28 protein-coding genes, 1 tRNA gene and 1 pseudogene are annotated in these 24,222 nt (G+C 45.4%); 7 read left to right on the top strand and 23 right to left on the bottom strand.

Annotated features, from left to right (window positions below):
- Positions 1-42 precede the first annotated feature (42 nt).
- The 3 genes from FAY32_RS09320 to FAY32_RS09330 all read left to right on the top strand — a co-directional run bounded on the left by FAY32_RS09320 (position 43) and on the right by FAY32_RS09330 (position 2,605).
- Positions 43-1,029: a minor capsid protein gene (locus FAY32_RS09320; protein WP_143463171.1), complete on the top strand. Its 987-nt coding sequence runs from the start codon at positions 43-45 to the stop codon at positions 1,027-1,029.
- 67 nt (positions 1,030-1,096) lie between these two features.
- Entirely contained in the window at positions 1,097-1,861 is a 765-nt protein-coding gene (locus FAY32_RS09325) for an FxLYD domain-containing protein (RefSeq protein ID WP_143463172.1), read from the top strand.
- Positions 1,862-2,209: 348 nt separating this feature from the next.
- Positions 2,210-2,605, top strand: coding sequence for a hypothetical protein (locus FAY32_RS09330; RefSeq protein WP_143463173.1), 396 nt, complete (start codon positions 2,210-2,212; stop codon positions 2,603-2,605).
- A 94-nt stretch (positions 2,606-2,699) separates the two neighbouring features.
- Here FAY32_RS09330 and FAY32_RS09335 read toward each other — a convergent pair whose 3' ends face one another.
- The 18 genes and pseudogenes from FAY32_RS09335 to FAY32_RS09415 form a co-directional block, all read right to left on the bottom strand.
- Positions 2,700-3,461, bottom strand: a complete 762-nt coding sequence (locus FAY32_RS09335; RefSeq protein WP_143463174.1) for an N-acetylmuramoyl-L-alanine amidase — start codon at positions 3,459-3,461, stop codon at positions 2,700-2,702.
- A complete protein-coding gene (locus FAY32_RS09340) occupies positions 3,461-3,745 on the bottom strand; it encodes a holin (RefSeq protein ID WP_225428326.1) in 285 nt (94 codons plus the stop codon). The genes FAY32_RS09335 and FAY32_RS09340 overlap by 1 nt, the downstream gene beginning before the upstream one ends.
- A gap of 1 nt (position 3,746) precedes the next feature.
- Complete coding sequence (locus FAY32_RS09345; protein ID WP_143463176.1) at positions 3,747-3,935, bottom strand: hypothetical protein; 189 nt, start codon at positions 3,933-3,935, stop codon at positions 3,747-3,749.
- Positions 3,936-3,937: 2 nt separating this feature from the next.
- Positions 3,938-4,333 carry a hypothetical protein gene (locus tag FAY32_RS09350; protein ID WP_143463177.1) on the bottom strand — a complete coding sequence of 132 codons (396 nt, stop codon included), beginning with the start codon at positions 4,331-4,333 and terminating at the stop codon, positions 3,938-3,940.
- Positions 4,334-4,346: 13 nt separating this feature from the next.
- The gene (locus tag FAY32_RS14640; protein WP_158727575.1) at positions 4,347-4,502 is read right to left on the bottom strand and encodes a hypothetical protein; all 156 of its coding nucleotides are present in this window, start codon (positions 4,500-4,502) and stop codon (positions 4,347-4,349) included.
- Between the two features lie 12 nt (positions 4,503-4,514).
- A complete protein-coding gene (locus FAY32_RS09355; RefSeq protein ID WP_143463178.1) occupies positions 4,515-4,904 on the bottom strand; it encodes a hypothetical protein in 390 nt (129 codons plus the stop codon).
- 12 nt (positions 4,905-4,916) lie between these two features.
- Positions 4,917-5,261, bottom strand: a complete 345-nt coding sequence (locus FAY32_RS09360) for a hypothetical protein (RefSeq protein ID WP_143463179.1) — start codon at positions 5,259-5,261, stop codon at positions 4,917-4,919.
- On the bottom strand, positions 5,248-6,303 hold the full coding sequence (locus FAY32_RS09365) for a baseplate J/gp47 family protein (protein WP_143463180.1): 1,056 nt from the start codon (positions 6,301-6,303) through the stop codon (positions 5,248-5,250). Before FAY32_RS09365 ends, FAY32_RS09360 begins: the two co-directional genes overlap by 14 nt.
- Before the next feature lie 19 nt (positions 6,304-6,322).
- Entirely contained in the window at positions 6,323-6,874 is a 552-nt protein-coding gene (locus FAY32_RS09370; RefSeq protein WP_143463181.1) for a phage scaffolding protein, read from the bottom strand.
- 130 nt (positions 6,875-7,004) lie between these two features.
- Complete coding sequence (locus FAY32_RS09375; protein ID WP_143463182.1) at positions 7,005-7,208, bottom strand: hypothetical protein; 204 nt, start codon at positions 7,206-7,208, stop codon at positions 7,005-7,007.
- A gap of 2 nt (positions 7,209-7,210) precedes the next feature.
- On the bottom strand, positions 7,211-8,830 hold the full coding sequence (locus FAY32_RS09380) for a minor capsid protein (protein ID WP_143463183.1): 1,620 nt from the start codon (positions 8,828-8,830) through the stop codon (positions 7,211-7,213).
- Complete coding sequence (locus FAY32_RS09385) at positions 8,817-10,238, bottom strand: phage portal protein (protein ID WP_143463184.1); 1,422 nt, start codon at positions 10,236-10,238, stop codon at positions 8,817-8,819. Before FAY32_RS09385 ends, FAY32_RS09380 begins: the two co-directional genes overlap by 14 nt.
- Entirely contained in the window at positions 10,229-11,482 is a 1,254-nt protein-coding gene (locus FAY32_RS09390; RefSeq protein ID WP_143463185.1) for a PBSX family phage terminase large subunit, read from the bottom strand. Before FAY32_RS09390 ends, FAY32_RS09385 begins: the two co-directional genes overlap by 10 nt.
- Positions 11,475-11,909 (bottom strand): annotated as a pseudogene (locus tag FAY32_RS09395) (terminase small subunit). Before FAY32_RS09395 ends, FAY32_RS09390 begins: the two are co-directional and overlap by 8 nt.
- Positions 11,910-11,934: 25 nt before the next feature.
- Positions 11,935-12,363, bottom strand: a complete 429-nt coding sequence (locus FAY32_RS09400) for a hypothetical protein (protein WP_143463186.1) — start codon at positions 12,361-12,363, stop codon at positions 11,935-11,937.
- Positions 12,338-13,336: a hypothetical protein gene (locus tag FAY32_RS09405; RefSeq protein WP_143463187.1), complete on the bottom strand. Its 999-nt coding sequence runs from the start codon at positions 13,334-13,336 to the stop codon at positions 12,338-12,340. The genes FAY32_RS09400 and FAY32_RS09405 overlap by 26 nt, the downstream gene beginning before the upstream one ends.
- A gap of 817 nt (positions 13,337-14,153) precedes the next feature.
- Positions 14,154-14,241, bottom strand: a tRNA-Ser gene (locus tag FAY32_RS09410).
- Positions 14,242-14,299: 58 nt separating this feature from the next.
- The gene (locus FAY32_RS09415) at positions 14,300-14,698 is read right to left on the bottom strand and encodes a TIR domain-containing protein (RefSeq protein WP_143463188.1); all 399 of its coding nucleotides are present in this window, start codon (positions 14,696-14,698) and stop codon (positions 14,300-14,302) included.
- 306 nt (positions 14,699-15,004) lie between these two features.
- On the opposite strand from FAY32_RS09415, the gene FAY32_RS09420 reads away from it, so the two are divergent.
- Entirely contained in the window at positions 15,005-15,388 is a 384-nt protein-coding gene (locus tag FAY32_RS09420) for a hypothetical protein (RefSeq protein WP_143463189.1), read from the top strand.
- 595 nt (positions 15,389-15,983) lie between these two features.
- Positions 15,984-17,171: an MFS transporter gene (locus tag FAY32_RS09425; protein ID WP_225428327.1), complete on the top strand. Its 1,188-nt coding sequence runs from the start codon at positions 15,984-15,986 to the stop codon at positions 17,169-17,171.
- 123 nt (positions 17,172-17,294) lie between these two features.
- On the opposite strand, the gene FAY32_RS09430 is transcribed toward FAY32_RS09425, so the two are convergent.
- The 4 genes from FAY32_RS09430 to rnz all read right to left on the bottom strand — a co-directional run bounded on the left by FAY32_RS09430 (position 17,295) and on the right by rnz (position 21,563).
- A complete protein-coding gene (locus tag FAY32_RS09430; RefSeq protein WP_143463190.1) occupies positions 17,295-17,813 on the bottom strand; it encodes an adenine phosphoribosyltransferase in 519 nt (172 codons plus the stop codon).
- 22 nt (positions 17,814-17,835) lie between these two features.
- The gene (gene recJ / locus FAY32_RS09435) at positions 17,836-20,154 is read right to left on the bottom strand and encodes a single-stranded-DNA-specific exonuclease RecJ (RefSeq protein ID WP_143463191.1); all 2,319 of its coding nucleotides are present in this window, start codon (positions 20,152-20,154) and stop codon (positions 17,836-17,838) included.
- A gap of 67 nt (positions 20,155-20,221) precedes the next feature.
- A complete protein-coding gene (locus tag FAY32_RS09440) occupies positions 20,222-20,611 on the bottom strand; it encodes a lipopolysaccharide assembly protein LapA domain-containing protein (protein ID WP_143463192.1) in 390 nt (129 codons plus the stop codon).
- A 1-nt stretch (position 20,612) separates the two neighbouring features.
- The gene (gene rnz / locus FAY32_RS09445; protein WP_143463193.1) at positions 20,613-21,563 is read right to left on the bottom strand and encodes a ribonuclease Z; all 951 of its coding nucleotides are present in this window, start codon (positions 21,561-21,563) and stop codon (positions 20,613-20,615) included.
- 155 nt (positions 21,564-21,718) lie between these two features.
- Here rnz and FAY32_RS09450 point away from each other — a divergent pair, with 155 nt between their 5' ends.
- Together FAY32_RS09450 and FAY32_RS09455 are read left to right on the top strand one after the other, a co-directional pair.
- Positions 21,719-22,000, top strand: coding sequence for a hypothetical protein (locus tag FAY32_RS09450; RefSeq protein WP_143463194.1), 282 nt, complete (start codon positions 21,719-21,721; stop codon positions 21,998-22,000).
- A gap of 14 nt (positions 22,001-22,014) precedes the next feature.
- Complete coding sequence (locus FAY32_RS09455) at positions 22,015-22,761, top strand: hypothetical protein (RefSeq protein WP_143463195.1); 747 nt, start codon at positions 22,015-22,017, stop codon at positions 22,759-22,761.
- Positions 22,762-22,861: 100 nt separating this feature from the next.
- Here the strand turns inward: FAY32_RS09455 and obgE are convergent, their stop codons facing one another.
- Positions 22,862-24,157 carry a GTPase ObgE gene (gene obgE / locus FAY32_RS09460; RefSeq protein WP_143463196.1) on the bottom strand — a complete coding sequence of 432 codons (1,296 nt, stop codon included), beginning with the start codon at positions 24,155-24,157 and terminating at the stop codon, positions 22,862-22,864.
- Positions 24,158-24,222: the final 65 nt, after the last annotated feature.

Consider the following 24,222-nt stretch of genomic DNA (forward strand, 5'->3'; position numbering starts at 1 on the left):
TTAAAAGTACTCTAATCTAAACAAAGGACAGGTTTTTAATAAATGGGATTTTTTTCTTGGATTCAAAAACAACTATCCAATCAAAATAAGGAAACTACTAATTCCGATGAAAAAACTGTTGAACCCTACATTTCTCCTGACAGAGATATGAAAGAGTTCGAGGCACAAGCCCAGAATTTCCCCTCAATGCAGATAGACAAACGACTAATGCAACCCCTTGAAGAAGATTTGCTTCCTGGAGAAATCATTCTTCTGGAATGGTCCAACCATAAAAGCAAACACGCTAGCATACCCGCCTATTTCGAATACGATTATGGCCTCAATGCGGCTATAGACAGGCAGAAACTTATCAGACTAGGTTACCTAACAACTGCATCACCTTCCGAATCATTAAAATCCTTACGAGTACCTGAACTAAAAGATATTCTAAGGAACAACGGTCAAAAACTATCAGGAAAAAAGCTTGAGTTAATTCACCGTATCACTGATAATATCGACGAGGATCTGTACTCAGCCGCTATTCCAAGTAGATCTCTCGTATGTACGTCTGCTGGTGACAAACTTTTAAAGAAGTACAGTCACTTAGTGTGGGCTCACAAAAGTAATTCTAAAGACGGCATAATCAGCGTAGCTAATGCCCTGAACCAATCCGTTGAAGAAATGCAGTCGAAACTAGATCATTCCAGAAACCAGGTAGGACTTACCCAGCACTTTCTGGCGGAACTTACAGATTATGGTGCCAATACTTATGAAATTCTTGGTTCACTTGATATAACAACTTGTGCAAAATGTGGTGAGATGGATGGAAAGGTATTCCAGACATCTCATGCCAAACCTGGGGTTAACCTCCCGCCTTTTCATGATGGATGTCGATGTGAAATTGTTCCCCACATTTCTGGGTTGCCAGTATCAGACGAAAGAGTAGTACGGAATCCTAAAACTGGGAAAAATGAATATGTTACTTACAAGAACTACACCCAGTGGCGTAAAGAGATGGTACAAAAGTATGGTGCTGAAGTATTCAAATAACCTCCGCCCAACCTGCTGATGGCTTTAAAAGCTGCAAATACATACCCCCATTCTAGGAGAAATAAAAATGAAACGTATATTTACACTTATCGCAGTGACCCTTGCTGGATTTTCACTCGTCGCTTGTAGTGACCAGAAAGCTAGGACAAAATATTATGATAGTGACTTTATCTCCGCATTAGAAAATGGTCTCCAAAAGCGCTGGGCGATCACTGATAATGTAAAGAGCACCGACAAAACTTCCGAGGATACTTTAACTAAGTCTCTCAATGCAGAACTTAAAGTTGTGAAACCTTACGAAAATAAGAAGTTCAAAGACAACAAACTACACGAGCAAGCCCTGACCTATATTAATGCCTTGGATGATCAGAAAACTGCATTGAACAGCTACGACAAATTCTCTTTCTTCAACAAGTGGAATAAGGCGTACAACACGCGTACTAAGATGATTGTACAGATTAATCAGAAGCATAAACTGAAAGTTGCCGACAAATATAAAAATGACTTAACTGAATTAACCCGAAACGGTGATGCTGTTACCACAGAAAATAAGAAAACCGAAGCCGTTAATACCCTGCTCAAGTCCATTAAGTTCAAACAGACAAAAGACGATGGATACACCTACACATATGATGCTAAAGTTAAGAACTCATCTGGCTATTCGTTCAAGAACTTCAGTATTAAGGTGAAATTGATGGACTCTAAGAAAACTACAATTGATACGCAGTATGTCTCTGCTAATGACTGGGGTAAGGAACAAACTAATCAATTTGAATTTATGACTAACAAAAAGTTCTCTTCATACAAAGTCATTCTCGATTACACAGACTAAGTTAATTCAAAATAAAAAGCGCATCCCCTCCCGCCAAGAAGTAAGATACGCAAATATAATCTAAGGAGAGTACAGGAATTCAAGTCGATTTGGAATCACTTGATACCACAGCATTCCAACCAACATAAATTCAAAAGTGCACCATTTGTGCACCACCTAGGCGGGTGAATTACATAATACAAGGATAACCATACCTTTTTCATGTTTCTTCTCTTATAGTGTCACCCAGCCCCTGTTAAAATTTAGTTTTTCTTCTAACATTGCTTTTTAAATTTACCACATAGTCTGCAACTATTATTTGGCGAACCTTAAGTGTATACTTTAGATATCATGAATGGAGGAATACAGATGAAAATGAATAAGTTTCTACTCATTTTAAGCCTACCAATCTTAGGAGTCGGATTAACTAATCCACTTACAATCGCTTCTGCTTCAAGTTGGAAAAAAGGAACACCTAAAGTTTTAAGAGGTGGCTATTGGACGTCATCAACCCATGTAGAACATCCGGTAGAATTTTCAGCCAAAAAAAAATCTTTCTTCGTTGGAGAAAGTGGCATGCCAACAACTATGGTCTCTCATTCGCATTATAAGTATTCAAAAGGTGCTTACTTTCTAAAGGGGTATGCAAAACCAGCTGGAACCTTTAAGGGTGGGAATGTCATATACAAAATTGTTAAAAAAGGTCATTATCTGAATCTAAAATGTGTTAAAGGCTCCTATGAAAAAGGAACATTATACAGGTAAAAATGAAACTAACTCATTAAAGTTTACTAGTTACATATATTTTATATTCGATAGAAAAAACCACCCTACCCAATCGGATAGAGTGGCTTCACTGCTACTTAAGTTTCTTCACGTAATCGGTGTTACTCGTGATATATAGCCCATTCCCTAGCTTCAGCCGTGTAATCTTCCCATAGCTGACTACGCTAGCAATGTCAAAGACAGTCCCCGAATTAAAAGTCAGTTCTTTTTTCTTGAACTCTTTGTCGTGGTACCGTGTCACATTAGTCTTAGCCTTAACTTGCTTGGCTGCCTTCAAATAGGTGGCCTTTTTTGCTGGCGTGGATGAACTCCCACCGACACCAGTCTTTAGGTCCTTAGCAAATTGAGACTTGCTGATACCCCACTTAGCTAAATACCCATAAGGATCCTGATGATTTCCCCACAAGTTATCAGACACCCATTTGTGAGTCTTAATTCCATTGCCGGAACCATCTAAAGTCAGTGGAATACTGTACTTGCTTGCGTAATATCGAATCACCCAGATGTATCGTTTGTAGCTTTCATTAAACCGTTTCTGGCTATCTACATGAGCTAACTCCACTTGGAATGGACTGCGTTCGTTAGCGGGTGAACCAGCACCGTAAGCGATGTACCCTGGTGTCCCCACAATATAAATACCTTGGTCGTCCACAATCGCATGAGTGTACGCATTCTGCCAGTGGCCACACATGTAACTGGCTTCACGCTTCCCTGAGTCTACACCTTTATTACTATCATTCCCTGTGTCGTGAGCAGTAATATATTGGGGCGATGTCTTTCGATTGTCACCCGCATTGGCTGCCAATTCATAACTATGATTCAAACTATATCCCATTATTTGCCATCCCCTTTAACCTGAAATCCCTTGAATCCATCAAACAGACCGGACGTAAAGCCACCTACTAGAAGCCCCATAACGGCTCCCGACAGATAGTTATGGTCAGCCGTCACAAGTACCGACAGCAGGCCAACTACTACTCCAATCGCCATCGATAGCCATGGCATCCATTGGTTAGGCACCTTTGTCTGCTTCACTGCTTGTGTCAAAACAAAAACGACTAAAGTGGTCAATGCCAGTTCAGTCGCCGTTCCTAAATTGAGTTGCTGGATATAATCCATGCTACTCACCTCGCTTCTTCAATTTTTCGTTCTCTCGCTTTAATCGGTCATTCTCACGTTTCAATCGCTTAATCTCATCATTTTTAGTTGGCGGCTTTCCGGCGTTAATCCGAGCCACCCACACTGGCACATAGCCGACCGCAATAGCAGAGATTGCAGAGAGAATGGCCGTAAATACCTTGTCGCTCAACTTTAATCATCCCCTGTAAAAGCGTAACTGATAATCCGACAAATCACCCCACCAGTCAAAACAGCACCCGGACTAATCAGAGTTCCCATTTCCATGTCGTGAACCAAGAATCCCAAAAAGAAACTCATCCACACAAAGACTAGGCACCCAATCATAATTGGCCGGGCGTAGAACCAGTGGAAGTCCCAGATTGAATAAACCATCGCAAACGTCCCGATAACTGCAATTAGAAAAATCGATACCGGATCATCTAGAACGCCCAGCATGGTATGTGCTGGCGGTTTCAAGTCAAAAAAGTTAACTTGAATGATGAAAACAATCGCAATGGCGTACGTCTCAACGGCGGACCAGAACCAGAACTGATTCTTTTTGTAATGATCGTACAGTTTGCTATCCATATTAAAAGCACCTCTACTTCCCTGTCTCGTCAGTAGCCGGTGCTTTGTATGCAGTGCCTGTAATTGTTTTGTATTGCTTGTCGTCAATAAAATCATTCTCCCGGTACCAGTCAATTGTCGGTGTTAGTTTACCCCAACTGTAGAACATCTTGATTAATGTGTAATTCATGATTACTTTCTCCTATTCTGTTGATGTGGTATTGGCCACCATAAACTGTGAAAACTGTCCGCCAAGCTCACTCGTAGCTGTCTTAACACTATCTAAATCAACGGCGGCTACTGCTTGGGCACCGCCTAGCTGGGCCGCGATATCCTTTAAGCTTTCAATGGTCTCAGCCTGCTTATCAACTAGTCCAGTCAGATAATCGATATCCAAACTGGGAAGATTGCCAGGCGCTTCAACACGGCCATTGTCCATTAATCGGTACATCCACCAGTAACGGGTGAAATACTGCACCGAAGTAGCCGAAATATCAACAGCTACCAATCCTTCAGCAGATTCTAGTGCTGGTAAAGTGTCTTTATAAGGAAATTCAGTTTTTGAATCTGGCTTTACATAGTAAGTTGCCATTATTTTTTCTCCTTAACCTTGTGTGTACGTGCAATTAAAAATAACAATTCCCTCTGTTGTCCACCCGTTAGGTGCAGACCCACGTACGATAATTTGTGAATTACTTAAATCAAGACTAGCCGACAATGCATAGTCACCACTGGTAAGTCCTTTTATCATGTTAGATTTTACAATCCAGTTTTTACCCTGCAGTTCTGCTGGTAAATCTGCAACTTTAAGAGCGCTATCTACATTGCCATAGTTTCCACCAATATCAGCATATCCACTAAGATACAAAATTCCGTTGACCAAACGATAAAAAGTTGTTGCATTGCTATTTACTACTAGCTTCCAAGACGCAGCTTCAAGGCTTTTCAAATCGTCGTCGGTAAACCGTCAAAGAATAGCCCCGCCCAGTCTTCTGATTCACATCGTCCCAAGCTTTTCGGCGTAGGTCGAAATAGGACTCAATTCCAGCTAAAATTTGTGGCTTAACTGCCGCCAACGTTGTAATCGTTGCCGTTGACACAGTCGTTTCAATTGCAATCTTTACCTCTGTGGGAGCAACCACCGTAACTGCATGACCGATTGTCACTAGGCCGTAACCCTGTTCTTCAGCGTCTACCGGGTCGATAGCCTCTTTGACCTGACTCAACAATTCCGGGCTCGCAGCACGCAAATCATTATCCACAATGACTAGCTTGACCGTGCTACCACCACGCCAAGTTGGGTAAATCTGACCGGCACCCACAGACTCAATCTTACTAAGCATGTCGAGATAGTCCGCAATGTTCCCGCCATACGCGTTGTAGGCGTCCGGAGAGAGAATCCGGTCCCGTAAGTGATCATCAGTCTCATCATCCTTAGCTGGCACAGCCACCGAAGTAATCTCAGCCCAACTCAACGCGTCATTCGGCGTAACTGGGAGAATCTGGCCTTGGTAGCCATTTGGCCGGGTGCCGGTCTCATCAGCTACCAACAGTGCAGTCAGGTCCGTGTTAACTTCTTTGACGTGATAGAAGATTGGTTCTTCCCCGACACTCGCAAACTGGTCACCAACAGCTTTCGGCATCTTTTCGTCAAGGTTGAATTGCTTGGTGATATTGGCGATAGAGATAACCATATTGGATTCATCAACATCAGATGGGTCAACCAACGTACTCCAGTACCGTTCGTTCTTCAATTCATAAGATTGCCAGGCGTTAGAGTAATTTGCATTAGGTTGAGTAATCGTCCGTCGTGCACGGTCCCGACGCCCTTCATCAATACTTAAAACTGGTACCTTGATATGCTTAGCGCCATCGAATTTGACAACACTGTTAGATGGAGAGTTCCACAGATTGGCTGAGAATAAATGCCCATCGTAAAATGCTTGCTGAACCGCTTGTTGATAAGCGTCAGCGTAGTTAACTGTTGCCATAAATTATTCCTTCTTCCTTTTATTTAAATGCATCAACTAAAGTTTGAACTTGGTTATTATCGTCAGAACCATTGCCACCCTTAGGTTCATAGCCACCTTTAGACCCTTCATCAAACAAATATCCGTCAGACTTACGAAGTGTACCGAGCTGGTCGTCTAACCCTTCCAGCTTGCCTTCATCAGTGAGTTTGACCTTATCCATATCAAGTAATCCTTCCACAGCCTTAGGGTTACGAACCTTGGCACCAGTCAGCGCTGTGGTCAGCGCGCCATTCAACTTGGTTTGGCTTAGCTGATTGGTTAGAGTCTCGGTGTCAGTCTTGTATTTATCCTGAAGGTCGGTTAACTGCTTAGATAAGCCTTCATTGTCACCAGCGTCCTTCTTGAGTGACTTGATGTCCTTATCACGGTCGGCAATCTGGGCCTTCAATGATTCTGTCTCTTGCTTAAGTGAATCAATATCACTACTTGACTGTGCTTTAGCATTATTGATATCAGCCCCGTTCAACGACAATACTGACTTAATCTGGTCCTCGTTCAACCCAATTCCTTCTAGTGCTTCTCGTTTCATTTCAAACATCCTCTCTCGCTAGATTTACGTGGTGCGACCACAAATCAAGGTAAAACAAAAAGCAGTTTTACGTCATGCTGGGGACAAAATGGGTATAAAAATAGCACTCAACATTTTGTCGGGTGCTAGGCTACTTAGCTAAACTATTTATATATTCTGCTTCAGTCATTGAATCAACATAATCTGAATACCAATCTAATTCCTCAGCACTCAACTCATCAATCCACTTAGGATATTTGCCACTGTCATCTTCAAATTCAAAGCTAGGAAAATCAGTTAATTTAGTTTTATGATGCATATCTAGTATCCATCGTTTTCTATCCTCACTAATCATGTTCAATCCCCTACCTTTCCAAATTTGAATTTATATTTATCAGAGAATTCAGTTAAAGCTATCTCTTGACTCTTGGTTTCATTATACCCTAATTTGATATTCTTTTTAACCAAATTGTTGTACCTAGTATTAGCATTAACAGGCATCTTTATTCCTGGTTTCGTATACCAATAAACGCTCCCATCGTATCCAATCGTTAATCCTAAACCAACTGTGCCTTCCTTTGATTTCAACGATAAAGTGGCAATATCACTTAGCGATGGCGGAAAACCCGATGGATGGTTGTGAATGGAAACATATTGTCCATTTCGTCCATCCTTGAAAGCCTGTTTGACTTGGCCGTTGTACACAACACCTTTAGTTTTTCTTGCTTGGTTAGACACAGCAATTGTTCTTCCAGTCTCACCATCTAGCAAGTAGTAATCTTCAAACGGTGTCCCATTACGATGTTGAAGCATATGTCTAGCAACTGTTGCCACTGAATCGCTTATGGCTGCCGTTCTAGGGCTTCGCTTTAGTTTATCTGCAAAGGCTTGACTGCGAACATAATTCAGGTTAGCCCCATATTCACCAGAGCTGGAAGCCATTTCACGTTCACGAATGACCATCCGCTTCCATTCGTTGAACTTAATGTCCTTGATCATCTTGTCTTTGCCAGTCTCAGGGTCCCGTGACCAACGTTCAGTAACACCGGGTAAGTCTTTAATATAAGGAACCGTCGTACAGCGACACCGCGCATGAATCAGTGGGTAGTTGATACCAACAATTCGCTTATCCGTTCTGAATATCTGACCATCTAAGCGCCCACAAGTGTCACAGGTATGGCTTTCGAGCGTAGCCATATACTCATATTGTTCAATTTCGTTTTCTTCGTAACTCTGAAAAGCTGCTTCTTCAGCAACATGTCCCATTTCAGAAACCACTAATCGATGAATATCATTTCGCTTAACATCCTGAAAACGAGCATGAAACATTTGAGTGACCTTCTGTGGGCTCCAGCCAAACACCGTACCACGAAGAACAGTGTCCATTAGGTAACTCGGAAGTTCTTGTTGGTAGTCCTTCCAGATTCGCTTAGAGAAGTCCTTGCCATCTTCCCCCCATGGTTGAGAAGTAGCTATCAATAACTGTGCCTCGTTAAAGTGAGCGAAATTCGCGGTAAAGGCACCCTTTTGAGCTTGAATGTTGTAGGTGGTCCGCATGTATGTGTCGTCATACTGGTCAGCTAACGCCTCACGCATAACCTCGGTACGATGATTGGCAAACGACTGCGTTAGTTGTCGCAATTGTTGTTCCAAGTCTTGTAATCGAGCAACTCGGCTGCGGAAATACTCGGCATCCAGCTGGTCTTGGTATCCACCAGACTTGGCTCGTTCCTCAAATTGCTTGAGAGTGAGTTGCCAATGCTTGGTGTTAATACCAGCCATAGCTTTCTTGGCTTCTTCTTTGTCGATACCCTTGGTGTTGGCATACCGGACGTACCACTTTTCCATCTCAGCATGTAGCTCACGGTATAAGCCATTAAGCTCTGGTTGAAGCGCCTTTTCATAGGCCTCAGCATTCTTAATTTCTTTGGCTTTAGTTTGAAGGTGGCGCCGTTCCCAGTAACTAAGCTTCGTCATCGTCCTCACCGCCTACATTATCGAGAGCGTCGGGATTATCGTAGCCATCATGCTTAACGATATCGTCTTGCCGGTCTTGGAGTTCCTGCTGTGGATCATCCACAATCGGATTAGCCTTGGCAATGGCTTCGTCACTAGTGTATTGAGCAAGCTGTGCCACAATCTGTGCTTGTTCCAAGTCGTTCTGGATAGCCGTTCGTGTCCAAGTCTGATTAATCTTCCGACTATCAGCATCAGATACTTTAAGCCACGTTAGAATGGCCCGGACTAACTCCGTGAGAGCGTCTCTAAAGTATGATTCAGTAATAGACGCCTTCAACTCTAAATGACCATAGAGCGCTCGAATCGCCGTCCCTGAAGCATTGCCAATCTCTTTGAAGTCCACGGGGTCAATCCCTTGTGCTTCAACAAATAGGTCTGACTTGGTGACTTCCAGCAGCGCATTGCGGGCTTCCACAGGAATATCAATGGTCAGCTTATCAACGCCTGACTTATCACCGGTACCTACACTGTCCATCTTAATAGCATGGTCTTCTTTGAGTGCTTTCATGAAGTCAGAGAGTGACTCACCACCGTAGTTAGTAAGCACTAGGATAACTTGTTGGATGTCATCAACATCGTTCACAAAGCCGTTGTACACATTGTCGTAAACGTCAATCAGACCTTTATACTTCAGCAATTCTGGACGTTGATACTTGTTTTTAGGGAAAGCGATAAAGGGAATCCGACCCATGCTATGAGTCAATACAGCACCGGTGCCAGTCTCATCCCCACTCGTCACATCATAGAGAGTGAAGCGATCATCATACAGAGACAGGTCGCTGTAGTCATTGGCTTCGGACTTAAACACGGTCACGTCCTTGTCGGTCCAATATTCATGAACCTTAAAGTACTTACCTGTCTTGGGGTCAAGTTGCTTGTAACTGCGTCGTAGGGCCAATAGCTTGCGGTCTAAATCGCTGGAGTAGATTGGCACTACTTGATCAGGCGGCACGATACCATAACGGAACTGGTCACTTTCATCAATCCAGTAGTGCAACCAAGCTACTCCGGCGTTGGAGGCATCCACTACCATTTGGTTAAGACGGAGATTGAAGTTGTCTCCTAGTGTGTCTTTAATCTCATCGTTGAGCGTGTCATTCTCCACATCAATAGTTGGTGGCACAGTAGCCACATAACCAGCCTCCTGGTCCACTAATAGTTGGTGAAAGTTGCTCGATACGCGATTATCGGCCCGTCGTAACGGCTCGTCTTTGCCAGCTTCATTCAACTTAGACTCGCCGTTGTTACGATTAGTGATGTCGTTCTTATTAAAGTAATAGTGAAGGGACTTGTCGAACTGATTGGCAAACTTAACTCGCCGGCCGTCGGTGTTCTTTAGTAGCTTCTTCATTGTCTCTACTTCCAAGGTCTGAAACCTCCCTTCTTCATAAGTGATTCGAGTTCATATCTAGTCTTATCAATTGAGTGATCGTTGCCATCAGGGTAGCCAGCTTTGAAGTTGCCGTTAGGGTCACGGGCCAACTCATAGCTGGTAAACTCGCGAGCTGTGTTTGGACACCGCACAGGGTCAATCACAATCTCTCGTAAGTCTTGCAGCCACTTGAAGCCATGTTCACGGCTACCAGGTCCCTTGCGAGCACCAACAACGTTCAATCCATAGTCCCGGAACTCAGCGATAGTCCGTGGTTCAGCAGAGTCAGCGGTGATAACCTCATTCATCGGATTAAGCTTCTTGATAGCTTCCACTGCCTCTCGGTTAGTCATACCGACTTGATAAATTTCATTAAACAGAAAAATACGGCGACGTGCTGAATCCCAGTACACATCCCCGTAGGCTAATGGATCATGGGCAAACCCAAAGTCCATGCCGTGATAGATTTTATCAAAATGTGAAATCTCTTCGTCTGTAATTTCTCGGATAGTTAAGTTGTTGAAGACCTCGGCACCCGTCCCAGTAACCTCACCCAGATATTCGTGAGCGTAGGCCTTCGGATTGTCCTTTTTGAGCTGTTCAGCATCGGCTAAAAATTCCTTGCTAAGCCAGCTTCTTGGTACTGACAAGTAATCACTTTCGTGTACCAAAGTGTCCTCACGGTGTCCCTCTTCTTCTCTAGCCTGGTTGACCCATGAATTGACTGAAGCTGGCGGGTTGTAGCTGTAAAAAGTCACGATATCGGAGCCACCCCGGTTAAGTGACTGGTTAATATTCCGGATTTCTTTGAATCCCTTGAAGTCGGCCACTTCTTCAAAGTGCTTAAACTTCGTGTAACCGTGCCGGAACTTCTGTGACTTAATTTTCTCCGGCTTATCGGCCCCCTTGAACCGTATCTGCTGCCCGGTGGGGATGTAAGTTAGCTGCATAGGGCTCACTGAGTCTGACCACAGATGAGAGACGCCCAGAGTATCAATTGCCCAAAGGTATTGGTCGTAGACTGACTCACGTAGGTTAGAAGCGTACCGTCGCATGACTACTGCATTGGCGTCCGGGTCCTTCATGACACCCAACACAATTTCGAGCGAAATAAAGGAGGACTTGGTTGACCCACGTCCTCCTGATAACCAATAATTCGAATGTTGACGGTGCTTGATGTCTTGGTGCAGCTGGTAGAAGCTCGGTGCCATCGAATTAGCAAGGCTGATTCTAGCCATCTTCATCACTCCCAGCGGGGATGTCGTCGGTGATTTGCATGGGACCGACTGTTGCGGTTACGTCGCGTTTCTCCGTCCACATAGCTAGACGCTTACCGAGAAGTTCAGCCGCTTTAACCCGATCCTTAGCACCAACTTCCACATCAATGTAGATTCCCTTGGCCGTAACAACCGATTCCGTCTCTTCGCCACGCATTGTAGCAGTAAGATACTCCAGAATCTCCTACCGGTCGGCAATCTTGCCATCGGATATCTCTTTACGACGCGATTCGATATAAGTAGCAATTGCAGGTTTTTGCAGGTTCTCAGCTCCTATTGAATGGGCGCTTCGTTTCGCATAACCTGCTAGTTCAGCGGCCTGCGTTGCATTACCGCTAATAATATATTCGTCAGCAAACTTCTGCTGTTTTACTGTTAGTTTCTGCATTTTGCAGGCCTCCTTCAATGAAAAATTAATTGGTAACGAAAATAATTTTGAAAATATATATACTCTCACTAATTGCTGCTGACAAGCAGCCAAACATAAGTGCAACGCTCATTATACTTATGTACGACTTTGCCATATCTGGGAAAACGCTAATTATAATGATTGCCAGTACAGATGTAATAAAGTATAGAAAAGTTGCAATAATTATTCTCTCCAAAAACTTCCTATCAGTACCCAGCTTACGTAACCAACCCGCACTCAATTTTGGGACAAATGCTAGTGCTGCCATGAATATGGCCGTAGCCAAACTAGAGAAGGAAACTACATTTGAAATAGAATCCTGATAGTTTGGCATCTTACTTGGTGACACTTTTAAAATCAGTATTGCGCAAAATGTTACTACGAAAATTAAAATAGAAAATTTATTTCTACGAATCCGTGCCTTTATCATCATCCTCGTACACCTTCAATGCTATTGTTTTCTGGATGAATTCAACTTCACTTGCAAAAGCCTTAGCTAAGTAATTAAAGTTATCACGAATCGTCATTCCCACAGCTGCATCAAACTCAATGTAACCTCTATAGTTCAATTTATTCGTAATCAAATCAAAAAGTACTTCTTGGCCGTTTTTGATTCCTTCGACTTTAATTGACTTCACGTCATCAAACTCATCCACCCCAAGTTTAGAGTCCACAAAACGCTTAATTCTGCTTTTTGTCTTCTCTTTATTTAGACTAACAGACTTCATTCTAACTTCAAACTCATCTGCTTCCAGCTCATTCGCAAGAGCTATATCTCCCATTTCTGACCTAGCATCGTCTTTCTGATCATTCGCATCCTCAGTCTTAGATACTTTGTAGTCAACAGCTGTAATAATTGTCATATCGTCTAAATCCTTTATCCCCTTTTTATCAGGAATAAATGCTAACCTTAATCCTTGTGTATCAAATATCTGTTGTGAGAACTTCTTTAACGCCCACAAATTGACCCCTCCAGAGGTTCTCCCGGCCGCTACCACAGAATAGAATGGGTCAACTATAAACTGTGAATCAACTAGTGGACCAACTTGATTCATATCCACATCATCATCCGACAAATCCACGACTTCTTCTCTATCGCTAACCACTTTTGATAAGTCTCCGTATTTAATCTGCTGGGCGGAGTCAACCTTTGCAATATTAATTGCGAAGCAATAATAATCTACTGTATCTTCTCCATAATTAATAAGCTTATTCATGGGGATTTTTTGGATTGCTGAAATATAATACCGCACATCTTCAATCGTCAATTCATCAATGTCGTCATAACTTTTCTTAACGAATAGCTGAAAAATATGGTCTATTTTACTTTTCAAATCAAACTTGTGCTTTCCTTGTTGAAGTTCATAAAATGCAATTTGCTTTTGACGCTGAACTAAATTTGACATACTATCTCCTCCAATTATCAAACATATTATATTTTAAGCATAACAAAACCCCAGCATTACTGCTAGGGTCAGTCTGAAGGAGATATATATTAATTATTGTAACGTCCAGTCTCAAAGACTAAACATAATATGACTGAAAGGATTCGAACCTTCCGCATACCGACTACAGCCATACAGATAGTGCCAAGACTTAATTCTCACCGTCGTGGTATTTCTAGCCTGTTTTGGGCCTTCTCAACTTGACATTACTCTTTACCGTGATTTAATCACAGCAACATCGCGGGTAAGGATTTGCACCTTACAGTTTTCAGACCGAACATAGGAACCATCAAAGCCTCTTATCCCTAAATCCAGTTGCGTCTACCTATTCCGCCACCGCAATACGCAATCAAATTTAATTTATCTCAATGTTACTATAGTAATCCTTTTATTCGGCTATTTGTGGACACTCATTCGGCGCGTTTTGGATATGTCATTTAAAGCATCAATGCCAAACATCATGATTGAGAGATCATCAATCTCCTTCCGTTCGTCACGCCGAATTGTTTTCTCATCAACTCGATAAAAATCGGCTAAAATGTGCTTTTGGTGCACTCTGGTAATCCCTTGGTATCAAAGGGATTGACACCACTTTTCACACCCAAATGGTGCACTTTATTTTCTCCAAATAAGTAATTTTAGCGTTATTTTCGTAAAAGTGCACCAAAAAGTGCACCGAATTATCGTTTTACACCAATTTAAAGCGTCCTCAGCAAAACAAAAACGCCGCCAACTCAACGGTTGACGACGTTTTGGAAAGATAAAGTTCTTCAATTTAAGGAGAGTACAGGATTTGAACCTGCGCGCCGGTATTAGCCGGTTCGACGGATTTCGAGTCCGTTGCATTACCACTCTGCCAACTCTCCAAGTCATTACTCTATATATTTTACCAATAATGACTATAAATGCAAGTGGTTGAATAAATTAAATAATCCGTTGCACCAAATCTTCCGGTCGAAAGGGGTCAATCCAAATGGGCTGACTGTCCATCAACGCCAGTGGCATCATGTTTGTACTATCCAACTTGGCCGCTAAAACTTGTTTGTCCTCTTTTCTGGCCATTAAAATTTCCCAATCCGTCCATTCTGATTGCCATGTTCCCCGACTAATGATGATTAACAGTTGGTGCGACTGTTTGATTTCCCGATGGACTTCTCGGCGGAGTCGTCCCGACTGTCGACCGTTAAACTTAACTGGTGGCTGCTGTTCATGAAAACTGATCGTTGGAAACTCCCATTCTTGCTGCGCCCATTTCTGGAGTTGAACCTGAAACGAACGAGCTAGCGGGTCGTTAGACTGGTAACTGATAAAAAGATCGCTCATGTGTAAAACTCCTTTCTGTTTTAACTTAGCCCCAGTGTAAACTCTTAATAAGACAAAGCCATTACAAAAATGTTTATTTCTTATGAATACTATAATAATTAGGCAGTTTCAAAATTTTATGCGTCGTTGCTATTTGGCATCTATTGTCGGTTTAATTGTTCCTTCGATTCTCTATTCGACCTACGAAATCACCGTTTGTTAGTTTCAAATTCAGTGATTTGGCTGAGAGTCACTAAGATAGTTGCAAGCTTATTCTGTAATCGGTTACACTAATCTTAGTATAATCCTAAAGAAGGTCAGATACACATGGATTTTATTGATCTCACCCCAATTGCATTGCGGCATACCCCCCTAGGCACTCGCCAGCAGACACCCAAGCGCCATGACTGGCAGCTTGACTGGGAGACATTAGCCGCCCTTATCCACGACAATCAAGACGTCATTGCAGTCGTTCAAGCTGGCTTAGCTGAAGACTGGTTAAACACGCAAGGTACCATTTGGGACGACCAACGAGGATACTATCGTTATCCCAATGACAATCGTGAGCCCGATGACACCGTCTTTTGGGCGGCTTCAACTTGGGCAACGCCAGCCATACTGGTCATCTTTCACAACGAGTTGGCTAAATCATTTGCCTGTTACAAGAATGGCCGGGACCCTGATTTTCACTACCTCGGTCGTCGCCCCTAACTCTTTGCTAAGATCAACTTATTTTTTATCGTGAAGGAAGGTCGTTACTTTGCGCATCATTTTGCTGGTCATCATTACGGTCGCCCTAGTTATTGCACTCTACAGCTATTATCTCTCACGTAAGAATCAATAATGGCTCACCTGGCCGACAGCTCAGCAAGTTGTCGGCTTTTTTAGTCATAGGCATATTCATTGCACATCCGTCTAAGTTCAGGCATAATTCAGTTATTAACTAATCAATATAATTAGTTAATAATTATGGAGATGTTGCCATGAACATGACTAATGTCACCGGTACCGCTCTCTTTTTTCAGATTCACACTGTCCGTCCCTGACGACCCCGTTCGCTGGGGCCGCCCGCCACCACTACGGATTATTCTATTGTCGGTCGACCATCCTCGGTGAGGGCCCTCATCCTCACCGCCTCGACCACATGCATCTCATTTAACTTGATTTATCCCCCCCGAAACCAGCTACAGCTTAATTGTCGGAAACAGAGTGATCCCGGTCACTCTGTTTTTTCGTGGACTGCTCTTTTCAAAGCCAGCCTAACCAGCTTATAATGGAGTATTGACTTTTTTAGGAGGACTTTCTTTTGAATGATACACAGCCTCATCGTCAGTGGTTTCTCTTTAGTATGATGATGATTGCCGCAAACTTGCGGTTGCCCATCACCATCATCCCCCCACTACTGACCCACATTGAAAAGACGTTTGCGCTACCTAGCTCTATGGCCGGCCTGCTCACGTCGATTCCACTCATCACCTTTGCCGTCTTCTCACCAATCATCGTCCGGCTAGCCCAACGTTGGGGAAACGAATTAACGGTGTTTCTGCTCTTCTTCCTCCTAATTATTGGGAGTTACCTACGAATTATCCCCACCGTCCCCGCCTTATTCGTTGGGACCTTTCTCATCGGCATTGGGATTGACAGTGGAAACGTTCTCGTGCCCGCACTTATCAAGGACCACATGGCAACCAATCTACGGCTCGGTACCAGTCTATACACGCTATCCATGTTACTCATTGGTGCGATTGGAACCGCCTTGTCCGGACTCCTGATCTCGCACATCAGTCTCGGCGCCACCATGAGCATTCTTTCCGTTTTGAGTGTTCTGGCTCTGCTGACGTGGCTTCCCAATTTAAAGGCCAAACGGCAAGCTGGTTTAACTGCCGCACAAAAGGCGCAGGTTCCCCACTACCAGAGTGTTTGGCATCAACCCCTAGGCTGGCTGATCACCCTTTTCTTTGGCCTACAATCACTCGTGTATTATGCCATCATTACTTGGCTACCTAGCATTTTAGCGACTCACGGTGTCTCAACGCTAAGCGCTAGTAACCTACTCACCTTACTCCAACTTAGCGGACTGCCACTATCCTTTATGGTGCCCTACCTCTTCAGTAAAAAACATGGTGTCAGCATTCTCTTAGCCATCATGACCCTCGGTTACGTTATTGCCCCACTGACCTTTATCCTGCCCACACACTCATTAGTCTTTCTAACCATCATGTGTCTCATTACCGGGCTGGGATCCGGGGTCGCCTTCAATCTCGCCATCCTCTTCTTCACGGAAAAGACGACGAACCCGTACCAAACTGCCGCTATTTCCGGCATGGCCCAATCAGCCGGCTACCTGCTAGCTGCGGTGGGGCCCATCCTCTTCGGCTATCTCCAACAATTTACCCACTCCTGGACGCCAGTCATTTGGCTACTCGCTTTGTTTGCGGTCGCCCTGACCCTCTCTGGCCTAATAATTCAACGACGTGGACTAATTGCAGAATAGCCAATTTCCCGGCAAAATCAGCCATCAAAACGATAATTTTTAATATTTTCCCTAACCACACCACTCAAAAAGCGACTGTCTCCCATCCGTTTACCGGAACAAAGAGAACAGTCGCTTATTTTTTTAGTATTTCATCAAACTAAAGATGTCGTAACCCTTCAGCTTGTCGCGGCCGTGTAAGTCGCTCAATTCAATCAGAAAGGCTGTTCCGACAACGATACCGCCCAAGTCTTCGACCAACTGAATCGTAGCACCAATGGTCCCACCAGTTGCCAGTAAGTCATCAGTGACCAAGACTTTTTGGCCTGGTTTGATGGCATCCTTGTGCATGTACAGCGCGGACGTGCCGTACTCTAAGTCGTAGGTCGCCTTGACCGTTTCGCGAGGGAGCTTTCCCTGCTTCCGGGCTGGGGCGAACCCAATTCCCATGTCATAAGCAACTGGGCAGCCAACGATGAAGCCCCGTGCTTCTGGTCCCACAACCATTTCAACACCCATGCCCTTAGCATACTTGACGATTTCGTCGGTAGCAGCATGAAAGGCTTGGCCGTCAGCCATCAATGGGGAAATGTCTCTGAACATGATGCCCTTTTCGGGATAGTCAGGAACGCTTGCAATGTATTTCGTAAAATCAGTTGCCATAAGTTTAAGTAGCTCCTTTATATTAGTTCAATGGGGCATGCAGACGCTGGATCAACTCTGCAGACGAGCAGAATAAGAGTTCCTGTTCCGTCCGCATCTGCTGTTGTCGTAATTGGTAACTCGGTGCTGCAGAAAGCTCCTTATGCGCCGGGTTCGCCACACCGTTCATCATCCCATGCGCGATGGTAATAAAACCACACTCGAAGAAGACCTGGATCATGAAGACTAATTGCGTCCGTGGAATTTGCAAAAAGGTTGCGAGTTGCGTCAGCTGGTGTCCCACATCGACTTGTTGATGTGTAGCAACGAACTTAAACAGTTTAGCATATTGCGCGCGAGTTGGCATCCCTAATTGCGAAAGACTTTCTTTCTTATAGAGATAAGCCGTTACTTTTTGCGGTTGCAACTGCTGTAAAACGGCGGTCAAATCGCCGGTCGTATCCGGGCAATCCACGATAAACAGTGGCGTCTCGGTGTCCAACGGTGCTAAGGCTGACCCATCGTAAACGACCGTCTTTGCCGTTACCGGTAGTTGCCGAACTAACTGCTGATAGATTTTTTGATGGAAAAAGACGTACGTTCCGGGTTGCTTGAACATCGCTTGATGCAGTTGCATCGTTCTGGCATCCGTGACGGGCTCTTCCGTCAGCCGTAGGTCCTTGACCATCAGCTGTAACGAATGCCGTCCCTGCCAAACATTATCTTCAATGGCACCCAATATGGCCGCTTGTTCTGGCGCTGCCATCAATTGCGGCGCAAACTTGCCGGCGCCAAACTGAATGGCGTTTAAACTGGCACCATCCTCTTGCAACTGGAATTTCAAGTGACTGTGATCCTGACCGATGGTTTTCACCTGAGCCAACGTGGCAGTTTCAAAAGCAAACAGCGGTTGCACGTTATCCGTCCCAAACGGTGCCAACTTAGCCAATTCCTGATAAAGCTTCGGCGTGACCGCCCCCACCTTAAGTGAAGCTGCCACTGGCAACTCACTGGGACCACTCTCCGTCAATTTCTGGGCGGCTGCTTCCTGATCCAGAGCCGTTGCTAAGGCCTCTAATTGGTCCGCTGGCGCCGTTAGCCCCACAGCCATGTGATGGCCGCCAAAAGCCGTCATCAGGTCTCTGTGGCCATCTAAAGCCGTAAAGAGGTTAAACGCATCCACACTTCGACCGGACCCCTTGGCTCGACCATCTGCATTCACATTCAAGACCAAGGTTGGCTTTCCAGTTGCTTCCACGAGCTTGCTGGCTACGATTCCCAACACGCCTTCGTGCCAATTCTGACCACTAATAATCAAGGTCGGCCGATTCTTATGCTGGTCATCCGTTGCCTGAGCCAACGCGGCCGTACTGATCTGTTGCACCAGCTCTTGACGTTGGCGATTCTTTTGCTCCGTCTGTTGGGCCAGCTCAGACGCCCGACTGTCATCCACGGTCGTCAGCAACTCAACGGCCGGACTCGCATCATCTAGTCGACCCAGTGCATTTAACCGTGGCGCAATTCCAAACCCAATCGACTGTTCGGTAAGTTCCTCCGGTTTGATGCCAGCGCCCGCCATCAGCGAACGTAACCCTGGCCGTTCGTCTTGCTTCAACAGTTGCAAGCCAAAGTAGACCAATACCCGATTCTCATCGACCAGCGGTACCAGATCGGCAACCGTTCCAATGGCGGCAAGATCCAAAACATCTTGGGGAATTTCCTCACGTAAAGCCTGGGCAACTTTAAATGCCACTCCTGCGCCCGACAAGCCCCCAAAGGGATATTCGGCTCCTGGATATCGGGGATGGATAATGGCGTACGCAGCGGGCAATTCTTGCGGTAATTCGTGGTGATCCGTAACGACGACGTCCACGCCCGCTTCATTCGCAGCGGCAATGGCCGCATTTCCCGACACCCCATTGTCTACGGTCACAAATAGTTGGGTACCAGCCGCAATCAACTTCTGAAAAGCAGCCACGTTTGGCCCGTACCCGTCACTAAACCGATTCGGGATGTAGTAATTGACCTTAGCCCCCATCTCATTCAGCGTTTCATATAAAATGGACGTGCTGGTCACACCATCAGCATCATAGTCGCCATAGATTGTTATCTGCTGGTCAGCCCCGATGGCTTCCTCGATTCGTGCCACCCCCTTGGCCATATCATGTAACAGACTGGGGTCGTGTAACTGTTCGGGCCCGGGATTCAAGAAGGCCGTCACATCTGCTTCCGTCCGAATGCCCCGATTCCACAAGATTTGCGCCACAATCGGAGAAATTCCGACCGCCTGGGCCACCTGTTGGGCATCCGCTGACGGCTGGTCAACGTTTTTAATGTTCCATTGATATTGTGCAGCAATCACCAGCAAACCATCCTCTCTAAAATGATTGAAGAGCGGTACGTCACGCGCCACTCTTCTAGTTCTACTTCTATTTAGCTGTTAACTTACTTTGGAGCTCAGTGACCTGTGCTTCCAGTTCTTGAATCCGTTTTGCCTGCTGACCGACTTCTTGTTTCGTATTCGAATTCTGTAGTCGTTTCGTTAACCGCTCGATTTCTGCATTGCGTTTCCGCAATTGCTCATCGCTGGTTTTTTCCAATTCCTTATAGGCCTGATTGTGCCGAAAGGTCGTGATCGTTGAAAATAAGATCATGAGCACGGCCCCAATTAAGATGGAGACCAGTAACAGTAAGATCAACGGCCAGCGGACCGTCGTAAAGCCAAACGAAACTGGCACGCTTTCCACGTTTAGGATGGCAAAGACTGCCACCACGATGACTAATAACAGGGTAACCACAATACGCCATTGATTTTTCATGCTACTTCGCATCCTCTGGAATCATTTTTTGAAACGGAATCGTGACGAGATCAAAGTCCTTCACCACGCGGGTATTCTTGAAGACCTCACGTGCTTGTTGCTGCAGTTCAACAGCCATCTTACCCGTATACCGTGCTGAAATATGGTTCAGCAACAGCATCTTAACGTGTGTGCGCTTTGCCAGTTCGGCTGCCTGAATGTTAGTGGAGTGATAGTACGACCGGGCTAACTTACTTTCACCCTTCGCAAACGTACTTTCGTGAACCAAGACATCGGCGTCTTGCGTCAACCGCGACGCATTTGGCGTCTGCCGGGTATCACCTAAGATAGCAACCACGCGGCCTTTTTGTGCAGGGCCCAAGAAGTCCTGACCATTAATGACCCGGCCATCCGGTAAGGTCACGGTCTGACCAGCCTTCAGCTGACCATAGACTGGGCCGGATGGAATCTGGGCGGCCCGTAACTTTTCAACCTGCAATTCGCCGGGGTGATCCTTCTCCACGATACGATAGCCAAAACACGTGATGCGGTGATCCAGATGCTGGGCGTAGACCCGAAACTTAGGGTCCTCAAAGATCAACCCATCGTTTGTCAGTTCTTGGTAATGAATCTTGTAGGACAACTTAGTTTCGGAGACGCGTAAACTCACTTCAACGAAATCCCGAATTCCCTTAGGTCCATAAATGGTCAGTGGCGCGTTGCCCCCTTGAAATGACCGACTGCTCAATAACCCAGGTAAGCCAAAAATATGGTCACCGTGCAAGTGTGTAATGAAGATTTTGTCGATCTTACGGGGCTTCAAAGTTGTCCGCAAGATTTGATGCTGCGTGGCCTCACCAACATCGAATAACCAAACCGAGTTACGTTCATCTAGCAAGCGTAACGCAGTACTGGTCACATTTCGAAACTTTCCTGGTGAACCGGCGCCCGTTCCTAAAAATTCAATTTCCATATTTTTTCGTTCCTATTCTATAATTAGAGTCCGTCCACTATTTTAGGGGATTTTCGTGCAAACCGCAACTAGCATCTTCGCCAACCCCCGTGTGAATATCATTAGGGTTCCGCGACAAAGTTCGGTATAATCGAGGTGACGAGGGAGGCTTCAACATGCGACTTATTGATTTTAACCTTTCGACGATTGATCTACATCCCGCACTAAAACTCTACTGGGAGAGCACCACGACCATCCCCATTACGGATCTGCAGGTCGTGGCTAGCACCAACCAATTACGCTTACTGTCAGGTACTGGGCCGGCGCTCACGTTGGATCAATTTCGCACGCGCTGCCAGCAGGTAGATCCTCAAACTAATCTGTTTATGGCTACTGACCCCGAACCCTTACGGTTATATGGTTACCGACTAGTTCCTCACAAAATTTTACTCGGTTAAAAGGAGTGTTTTTCATGCGATTATTTAAAATTTCATTAGTCCTAGGATTAAGTTTACTCGCCTTCGGCCTCACTGGCTGTCAATCCGGTGCACAGAAGAGTACGGCTAGTTTTAAGGATAGTAGTAGTCAGTCCAGCCACTACCAAGCAGCCGACCCAGATGCTGCGGTTACGGCCGCCTCTTCCTCCAAGGAAGCCCAGACGTATCACCCAGATACCGCGCAGACCAAAAGTGCCAGTTACGTCAAATCCGGCAATCTGACCCGTAGCGGCCAATACACCTATGACAAAGTCGGCACTAAGCTCACCTTAAACCAAGTCACCCATCCGCAGACCACTATTCGCAGTGGCCAACTAACCTATAAGGTCACTACGGTGCGCGTGATTAAAAATACGGCCGAAACCGCCGCCGCTAAACGCATGGCAGCACAGGCACTAAACTTAGCCCAGCTCGACAGCCCTTATTACACAATTCAAGTTAAGTTTACCATTTATAACCGTGGAAAACAGAGTTTAACCACCGACGGTATCAAAGCCATCCGTTTATCAGCCAGTCAGCAGCTGAACGCCTCTAACCAGTTGAGTGATGCCAGCGCCGGGAAGACGATCCCCGCTAAGGGCAAGTTGGCCACCTTCGCTACCGGCCTAGCCAGTGAAAAGACCAAGCCTAGCTTCAGCAGCGTTAAGATTGCGTTTGCCGGTGCTTACGCTAAGCAGAAGCAAGTCGTAAAGCCTACTGGGTGGCTCAATTTGGATCTCTAGGGATTGCCCAAATACAACCATCATGATTCCGTAGGCGTATAAAAAGACGTTTCCAAGTTTACCAACTGGAAACGTCTTTTTTAATACCCTAAACGGCACATTAAGCCATGTACTCGAAGGTGAAATCATCGATTTGAACCAGGTCACCGTTCTTGGCGCCATGGTCCCGTAGGCTATTGTCAATGCCCATGCCACGCATCTGGCGTGTGAACCGTAGTAGACTTTCATCGTGGTTGATGTCAGTCATCTTAAACAGCTTCAAGAGCTTTTCACCACCCAAGACCCAAGTACCATTCGCATCCTGCGTAATGGTAAATTCAGGTTCTGGCGTAAAGTCATACTCAGCCTTCGTTGCCACCTCTGGTTGCTTGACTGGGAACTGTGGCGTTTCAGCCAACATGTCAGCTGTCCGTTGCAGTAAGGGCGTCAAGCCTTCATGTGTCAACGCGGACACCGCATAAATCTCTGGTGCCTGAGCCAATAACTCATCTTGTTTCAAGTCTTCCCTGAATTTAGCTAGGTTATCCGCTGAATCCGGCATGTCCATCTTGTTTGCCACCACAATTTGGGGCCGTTTGAGAATATCTGGATCGTACGTCATCAATTCTTGATTGATTTTTTCAAAATCTTCGTACGGATCACGGCCTTCCAGCCCACTCATATCGATCAAATGGAGGATGACCCGGGTCCGTTCAACGTGCCGTAAGAATTGGAAACCCAATCCGACACCAGTAGCGGCCCCCTCGATCAATCCAGGTAAGTCAGCCATCACAAAGTCACGACCATCTGGTAACCGCACCATCCCTAAGTTAGGGACTAACGTGGTAAAGTGGTATTCCGCAATTTTTGGCTTGGCACTAGTAACCGTCGCCAGTAACGTTGACTTACCAACAGATGGGAAGCCCACTAGACCAACATCGGCCAACACTTTTAATTCCAGACGAATTTCAAATTCTTGTCCTGGCTCCCCGTTTTCCGCAATTTCTGGAGCGGGGTTCTTTGGTGATGCAAAGTGAATATTACCACGACCACCACGGCCACCATGCGCAATGATGACGGAATCATCGGGTGCTACGAGGTCGCCCATGACTTGTTCTGTCTCGGCATTGATAATCGTCGTTCCTTGGGGCACGTGAATAATCGTGTCCTCAGCACCACGGCCGGTCATCTGCTTGATGCCCCCATTGCCACCGTGCTTGGCCTTAAACTTCCGTTGATACCGGAAGTCCATCAACGTCCGTAAGCCTTCATCAACGGCAAAAACGATGTTCCCACCGCGGCCACCGTCACCACCAGCTGGGCCACCATTGGGCACGAATTTTTCACGCCGGAAGGCAACCATTCCGTCACCACCGTTACCGGCCTTAACGCTAATTTTAACTTGATCTACAAACATATTTTTATTCCTCGTTTTCTAAACCAGCCTACGCTGCTTTCTCAATTCGACTCCTGCTAGTATAC

Origin of the sequence: Levilactobacillus enshiensis, from assembly GCF_007115095.1 — a bacterium.
Lineage (GTDB): Bacteria > Bacillota > Bacilli > Lactobacillales > Lactobacillaceae > Levilactobacillus > Levilactobacillus enshiensis.

What these genes read in the sequence shown, in the direction of transcription:
- FAY32_RS09320 (WP_143463171.1), top strand. Translation starts at nt 43, where the DNA reads ATGGGATTTTTTTCTTGGATTCAAAAACAACTATCCAATCAAAATAAG.
- FAY32_RS09325 (WP_143463172.1), top strand. Translation starts at nt 1,097, where the DNA reads ATGAAACGTATATTTACACTTATCGCAGTGACCCTTGCTGGATTTTCA.
- FAY32_RS09330 (WP_143463173.1), top strand. Translation starts at nt 2,210, where the DNA reads ATGAAAATGAATAAGTTTCTACTCATTTTAAGCCTACCAATCTTAGGA.
- FAY32_RS09335 (WP_143463174.1), bottom strand. Translation starts at nt 3,461, where the DNA reads ATGGGATATAGTTTGAATCATAGTTATGAATTGGCAGCCAATGCGGGT.
- FAY32_RS09340 (WP_225428326.1), bottom strand. Translation starts at nt 3,745, where the DNA reads ATGGATTATATCCAGCAACTCAATTTAGGAACGGCGACTGAACTGGCA.
- FAY32_RS09350 (WP_143463177.1), bottom strand. Translation starts at nt 4,333, where the DNA reads ATGGATAGCAAACTGTACGATCATTACAAAAAGAATCAGTTCTGGTTC.
- FAY32_RS14640 (WP_158727575.1), bottom strand. Translation starts at nt 4,502, where the DNA reads ATGAATTACACATTAATCAAGATGTTCTACAGTTGGGGTAAACTAACA.
- FAY32_RS09355 (WP_143463178.1), bottom strand. Translation starts at nt 4,904, where the DNA reads ATGGCAACTTACTATGTAAAGCCAGATTCAAAAACTGAATTTCCTTAT.
- FAY32_RS09365 (WP_143463180.1), bottom strand. Translation starts at nt 6,303, where the DNA reads ATGGCAACAGTTAACTACGCTGACGCTTATCAACAAGCGGTTCAGCAA.
- FAY32_RS09370 (WP_143463181.1), bottom strand. Translation starts at nt 6,874, where the DNA reads ATGAAACGAGAAGCACTAGAAGGAATTGGGTTGAACGAGGACCAGATT.
- FAY32_RS09375 (WP_143463182.1), bottom strand. Translation starts at nt 7,208, where the DNA reads ATGATTAGTGAGGATAGAAAACGATGGATACTAGATATGCATCATAAA.
- FAY32_RS09380 (WP_143463183.1), bottom strand. Translation starts at nt 8,830, where the DNA reads ATGACGAAGCTTAGTTACTGGGAACGGCGCCACCTTCAAACTAAAGCC.
- FAY32_RS09390 (WP_143463185.1), bottom strand. Translation starts at nt 11,482, where the DNA reads ATGGCTAGAATCAGCCTTGCTAATTCGATGGCACCGAGCTTCTACCAG.
- FAY32_RS09400 (WP_143463186.1), bottom strand. Translation starts at nt 12,363, where the DNA reads ATGATGATAAAGGCACGGATTCGTAGAAATAAATTTTCTATTTTAATT.
- FAY32_RS09405 (WP_143463187.1), bottom strand. Translation starts at nt 13,336, where the DNA reads ATGTCAAATTTAGTTCAGCGTCAAAAGCAAATTGCATTTTATGAACTT.
- FAY32_RS09415 (WP_143463188.1), bottom strand. Translation starts at nt 14,698, where the DNA reads ATGAGCGATCTTTTTATCAGTTACCAGTCTAACGACCCGCTAGCTCGT.
- FAY32_RS09420 (WP_143463189.1), top strand. Translation starts at nt 15,005, where the DNA reads ATGGATTTTATTGATCTCACCCCAATTGCATTGCGGCATACCCCCCTA.
- FAY32_RS09430 (WP_143463190.1), bottom strand. Translation starts at nt 17,813, where the DNA reads ATGGCAACTGATTTTACGAAATACATTGCAAGCGTTCCTGACTATCCC.
- FAY32_RS09440 (WP_143463192.1), bottom strand. Translation starts at nt 20,611, where the DNA reads ATGAAAAATCAATGGCGTATTGTGGTTACCCTGTTATTAGTCATCGTG.
- rnz (WP_143463193.1), bottom strand. Translation starts at nt 21,563, where the DNA reads ATGGAAATTGAATTTTTAGGAACGGGCGCCGGTTCACCAGGAAAGTTT.
- FAY32_RS09450 (WP_143463194.1), top strand. Translation starts at nt 21,719, where the DNA reads ATGCGACTTATTGATTTTAACCTTTCGACGATTGATCTACATCCCGCA.
- FAY32_RS09455 (WP_143463195.1), top strand. Translation starts at nt 22,015, where the DNA reads ATGCGATTATTTAAAATTTCATTAGTCCTAGGATTAAGTTTACTCGCC.
- obgE (WP_143463196.1), bottom strand. Translation starts at nt 24,157, where the DNA reads ATGTTTGTAGATCAAGTTAAAATTAGCGTTAAGGCCGGTAACGGTGGT.